This is a genomic window from Hymenobacter coccineus (genome assembly GCF_001816125.1).
Classification (GTDB): Bacteria; Bacteroidota; Bacteroidia; order Cytophagales; family Hymenobacteraceae; genus Hymenobacter; species Hymenobacter coccineus.
The window spans coordinates 1-5,350 of sequence record NZ_MDZA01000159.1; the positions used below are offsets into that span (position 1 = coordinate 1).

Genomic DNA, 5,350 nt, shown 5'->3' on the forward strand with positions numbered 1-5,350 from the left:
AAAAAAAACGGGTCAATGCTTCGGCTGCGCTCAGCATGACCGTTTTTTGGTTTTGAATAGAAACCTACTCTTTGAAAGCCAGCTCCCCCACCGCTGCGGGCTGGGCGATGCCGCGCAGGGCCCCGGCCAGGATTTCGTAGGAATGGACGCGGGCTTCGTGGCTGAAAATATTAGTCACTGCCATGATTTCGTTGACCTGCGTCTGGTCGATGAAGTCCTGCAAATCGGCTTGGATCGTGGCCGGACTGCCGACGAAGGCGTAGGCCAGCATCTGCTGCACGGCGTGCTGCTGGGCGGGGCCCCAGAGCGGGGCCATCGACTCGACGGGCGGGGCCAGCGGGGCGGGGCGGCCGGAGATGACGCCCAGCATGAACTGCTGGAGCGACGTGGAGAGCCACTGCGCCTCGGCGTCGGTGTCGGCGGCCACCACGTTCACGCAGGCAATGGCGTAGGGCTGGGCCAGGGCGGCCGAGGGCCGGAAGTTTTGACGGTAAATATCCAACGCGGCCATGAGCTGGGCCGGCGCAAAGTGGCTGGCGAAGGCGTAGGGCAAGCCCAGGGCCGCCGCCAGGTAGGCGCTGTCGGTGCTAGAGCCCAGGATGTAGATGGGCACGTCGAGCCCCTCGCCGGGAATGGCGCGCACCGCAGCCGTGCTGTTGGCGGCCGAGAAATAGGCTTGCAGCTGCTGCACATCGCGCGGAAAATCCTGCACCCCGCCGAAGCGGCCGCCCCGGATGGCCTGCGCCGTGGCCTGGTCGGAGCCCGGGGCCGGCCCAGGCCCAGGTCGATGCGGCCGGGGTAGAGCGTGGCCAGCGTGCCGATTTGCTCGGCTACCACCAGCGGGGCGTGGTTGGGCAGCATGATGCCGCCCGAGCCCAGGCGCAGCGTGGTGGTGCCGCCGGCGAGGTAGCCCATTAAGATCACCGGAGCCGAACTGGCCACGCTGGCCATGTTGTGGTGCTCGGAGAGCCAGTAGCGGGTATAGCCCTGTTTTTCAACCTGCTGGGCCAGGTCTAGGCTGTGGCGAAAGGTATCGGCGGGCGTAGCGCCGGCCACAATGGGGGCCAGATCGAGCACCGAGAAAACGACGGGGGAAGCAGCGTTGGTTGACATATATATGAGGCAAAAGGGAGAGTAACAGCGGTTGTTACACTAAACCAACTTCGACCCAAAATGATTGCGCGGTGCCCCTGGGAGCCCCACCCAGGCCGTTCTGGGCCCCCAGGTACCCTGCCCAGTTAGCCCAGCAGGGCGCGCACCTGCTGCACCCGCTCGGCCACCGAGCCCTCGACGCAGGTGTAGGGAATGCCCAGCAGGTCGAGTTGCATCAATGTGGTGCCCTGCTGCACGTTGCGCAGCGCCTCGGGGCCCCGCCAGCCATCGGCCTCGAACGGGATGGAGGGCTGGCACACAATGGTGTGGGCGTAGCGCGGGCGGCAGGCGCGGGCCAGCTGGAGCAGGGCCGGGTCGCAGCGCTGGTAATAGTAGTACGAGTAGAGCGCGGTGGTAATGGCGTTGGTATCGATGAACAAGAACCGCTGCGCATGGGCCAGCCGCTCATCCTCATTTTCGATGTGCTGCCGGGCGATGTGCAGGTGGTCGGCGTAGGTGAGGGCCCCCATTTTTTCCTCGGTAAGCTGGCGGCCGTACTCGGGCACCCACACGGTTTCATAATCCGCCGCCAGGGCCCGGCACAAAGTGGTTTTGCCGGTGCTTTCGGCCCCCAGCAGCACCACGCGCGCCGGGGCAGGGGGCGCAAAATCAGAGGTCTTGGCAGCGGGCAGCGTATCCATGTTCGCGGGTAATAACATGCTCCGTAGTGAGCAATAACAGGCTCAATATTACGCCGCGCCAGCCGGCTGGCACCAGTACCTTACCGGAAAGCAACGCCAAGAAAGTACGCCCGCAGCAGCAGCAAACGACCGTGGCCGCTTCCCCTGCCGCCACTGCCGAGGGTTGGCCACGGGTCCGCGCCGCGCCGCCAGGGCGTGGGTACCGCGGGGCCCGGGGCCCCTGCCCATTCGGGCGCGCTGGCACCTAGCCCAAGAAAGCGGTGGGGCAGCACGGGGCCCAGGCCGGCATTTTTGTCGCCGCCAATTCGGCCGCCTGGGCCGGTATTGCCGTTTACTACCGGGGGCCCGTGATGCGGGGCGCGCGCGCGAACGGCTAAGCCAAAATCCGCCTGCCCGCCGCCAAAATGGGCAAGCTGCGGCGCTTCGTTGCCAAAAGCGCGTATGCTCTCTTAGGCAAGCTCGAAAACGCCTAGCAGAAAGAGTCGCCGCCGGTGCGGCACGCGGCCCCAGGCCTTGCCTTTTTTGCTGATTCTCACCATTCTATGCCCGATCCTTCATCCGATAACCTGAACGAGGAGCTGAACACCGCCAAGCAGGTACAGCCCGAAAACGTGGGGGCCCTCACCCGCGCCCAGCTCACGCCCAAGGCCGCCGCCGCGCCCCAGGGCCACGACGTGCCCGGCCACGACCACGCCGACGCGGCAGCAACCGACGACCACGCCGGCCACGACCACACGGGCCACGACCATGACCATTCCGGCCACGACCACGATGGCCACGACCACGGCCCGGCTGGCGATAACCCTTACCTCACGCCGGGCATCAGCCTGGTGCTGATGCTCGCCGGCATTGCCCTGGACTACTACCAAGTCGGTTTTTTTACCGGCTACGTGCGGCCCATCTGGTACGGCGTGGCCTACCTGCTGGTAGGCTGGAACGTGCTGCGGGCGGCCATCAAGAGCATTCCCAGCGGCAATATTTTCAACGAGTTTCTGCTGATGGGCATTGCCACCATCGGCGCGTTTGCGCTGGGCGAATACGCGGAAGGCGTGGCCGTGATGCTGTTCTATACCGTGGGCGAGCTGTTTCAGGATGCGGCCGTGAACCGCGCCAAGCGCAGCATCAAGGCCCTGCTCGAAATTCAGGCCACCGAAGTGGGCGTGCTGCGCGATGGCCAGCGCCTGGTGCTCGACCCCAAAGCGGTAGTGGTGGGCGACGTGATTGAGGTGAAGCCCGGCGAGAAAGTGGCCCTCGACGGCACGCTGCAATCGGCGCGCGGCACCTTCAACACGGCCGCCCTCACCGGCGAGTCGGTGCCCCAAACCAAGCTCAAGGGCGAAGTCGTGCTAGCCGGCATGATCAACCAGGACACGCTGAGCGAGATTACCGTCACGGCCGCGTTCAAGGACACCAAGCTGAGCAAGATTCTGGCGATGGTGCAGGACGCGGTGGGCCGCAAGGCCAAAACCCAGCAGTTCATTACCAAGTTTGCCCGTATCTACACGCCCATCGTGGTGGGTCTGGCGCTGCTGCTCACCTTTTTACCTTACTTGTTTGTAAGCGACTACGTGTTCCGCGACTGGCTGTACCGGGCGCTGGTGTTCCTGGTTATTTCGTGCCCGTGCGCGCTGGTTATCAGCATTCCGCTCGGCTATTTTGGCGGCATTGGGGCGGCTTCCAAGGCGGGCGTGCTCTTCAAGGGCTCCAACTTTCTCGACGTGATGCGCGAGATTGATACCGTGGTAATGGACAAAACCGGCACCCTCACCAAGGGCATCTTCGCCGTGCAGCAAGTAGTGGCCGCGCCCGGCCAAACCGAGGCCCGGTTTACGGCCCTGGCCGCCGCGCTCGAAGCCAAATCGACCCACCCCATTGCCCGGGCGCTGGTGCAGCATGTGGGGCCCGCCGGCCCACCGCTGGCCGTGGAGAACGTGGAGGAAATTGCCGGCCACGGCCTGCGCGGCCGCGTCGATGGCCAGGACGTGCTGGCCGGCAACGCCAAGCTGCTCAGCAAGTTCAGCGTCGCCTACCCCCCTGAAATCGACCAGCTCGTGGACAGCATCGTGGTGGTGGCCGTGGGCGGCCAGTACGCTGGCTACCTCACCGTGGCCGACGAGATAAAGGACGATGCCGCCCAGGCCGTGCGCGAGCTAAAAGCGCAGGGCATCAGCACCATCGTCATGCTTTCGGGTGATAAAGACGCCATCGTGCAGCGCGTGGCCAAAACCCTGGGCATCAGCGAGGCCCACGGCGGCCTGCTGCCCGAGGACAAAGCCGCCCACGTCGAGCGCCTCAAAGCCGCCGGCCACCGCCTGGCCTTCGTAGGCGACGGCGTGAACGACGCCCCCGTGGTGGCCCTGGCCGACGTGGGCATCGCCATGGGCGGCCTTGGCTCCGATGCCACCATCGAAACGGCCGACGTGGTGATTCAAACCGACCACCCCAGCAAAATTGCCACCGCCCGCCGCATCGCCGCAGCTACGCATACCGTGGTCTGGCAGAATATCTGGCTGGCCTTCGCCGTGAAAGCCGTGGTACTGGCCCTCGGCGCCGGCGGCCTGGCCACCATGTGGGAGGCGGTGTTTGCCGATGTGGGCGTGGCCCTGCTGGCCATTTTGAACGCGGTGCGGATCCAGCGCATGGACTTCACCAGCCGGCCCTAGCGTAGCTCCCGGGCCGGGGTGCCCGGTGGTGCCACCGCCGGCCGGGGCCCCTGCTAGGGCGCAGCTCGGTGCGGCGCAGCTCGCGGCCCACCAGGCGCACGAGCTGGTAGGTGTCCGTGGCGGCGTGGTAGGCCAGGCCCACGCCGGCGCCGGTGCTGGCCAGCGGCTGGCCGCCCAGCAGCCGGCCCCGGGCATCGAACACGTAGGCCAGGCCGGGGCCTGGCTCGCTCACGGCCACCGCCTGGCCGCTGGCCCCGAAGTCGAAAAACTGCGTGGGCTTGGGCCCCGACGTAACGAAGCGGCGCGACACCACGGGCGCGGCCTGCGGCGGCAGGTAAAAGTCGTAGCGGCCGCCTTCCTCGTCGCGCGCCACGCCGTAGCCGGCCCCGCCGCCGGTGGCCGGCACCAGCCGGAACGTGGCCGCGCGGCTCCAGGTGGCCACCCGGCGGCGGGCCAGCACGTCGCCCACCAACGTGAAGGTGACCAGCTCGCCGTGCTGATTAACAACCGTGAGGCGGGTGCGGCCCAGGGTGGTGGCAGCCTGCACGGCCACGCCGCCCGCCAGCCGGGCCCCCACGCTCAGGGGGAAGCCCGGCAGCAGGCCCCCGCGCTGGTCGTAGGCGTATACGTAGCCGTTTTGCAGGGGGCACACCACCACGTCGCGCCCGCCCACGCTCAGCAGCGCGGCGGCCCCAGCCAGCGGAAAATCGAGCACTGGCCCCAGCCGGGGTACTGCCGCCCCGCGGCATCGAGCAGAAACAGGGCCTGCGCGCCGGCCGCCACCAGCAGGCGCGGCGCGGCCCCGGCCGGGGCGCTGGTTTGCAGGGCGGTGGCGCGCACCGTATCGGGCAGGTTGAGGGGAAAGGGCGGGGCCTCGCGGCCGTCGGCCGGGGC

The 5,350-nt window shown here is 67.3% G+C and carries 4 protein-coding genes and 1 pseudogene; 1 reads left to right on the forward strand and 4 read right to left on the reverse strand.

From position 1 onward, the window contains the following. Window positions 1-64 precede the first annotated feature (64 nt). Window positions 65-1,113: pseudogene (locus BEN49_RS30920) on the reverse strand (LLM class flavin-dependent oxidoreductase). A gap of 125 nt (window positions 1,114-1,238) precedes the next feature. After that, a complete protein-coding gene (locus BEN49_RS10825; RefSeq protein ID WP_070743177.1) occupies window positions 1,239-1,793 on the reverse strand; it encodes an AAA family ATPase in 555 nt (184 codons plus the stop codon). Window positions 1,794-2,335: 542 nt separating this feature from the next. Between BEN49_RS10825 and BEN49_RS10830 the strand changes: the two genes are divergently transcribed. Then, the gene (locus BEN49_RS10830; RefSeq protein WP_070743179.1) at window positions 2,336-4,456 is read left to right on the forward strand and encodes a heavy metal translocating P-type ATPase; all 2,121 of its coding nucleotides are present in this window, start codon (window positions 2,336-2,338) and stop codon (window positions 4,454-4,456) included. Here BEN49_RS10830 and BEN49_RS10835 read toward each other — a convergent pair. Next, window positions 4,440-5,171: a hypothetical protein gene (locus BEN49_RS10835; protein WP_070743181.1), complete on the reverse strand. Its 732-nt coding sequence runs from the start codon at window positions 5,169-5,171 to the stop codon at window positions 4,440-4,442. The genes BEN49_RS10830 and BEN49_RS10835 overlap by 17 nt on opposite strands. Next, a partial coding sequence (locus BEN49_RS27850; RefSeq protein ID WP_158022829.1) for a hypothetical protein occupies window positions 5,132-5,350 on the reverse strand: 219 nt, incomplete at its 5' end. The genes BEN49_RS10835 and BEN49_RS27850, both read right to left, overlap by 40 nt.

Excerpts from the sequence above, each read along its gene's own strand:
- BEN49_RS10830 (WP_070743179.1), top strand. The coding sequence starts at position 2,336 with ATGCCCGATCCTTCATCCGATAACCTGAACGAGGAGCTGAACACCGCC.
- BEN49_RS10825 (WP_070743177.1), bottom strand. The coding sequence starts at position 1,793 with ATGGATACGCTGCCCGCTGCCAAGACCTCTGATTTTGCGCCCCCTGCC.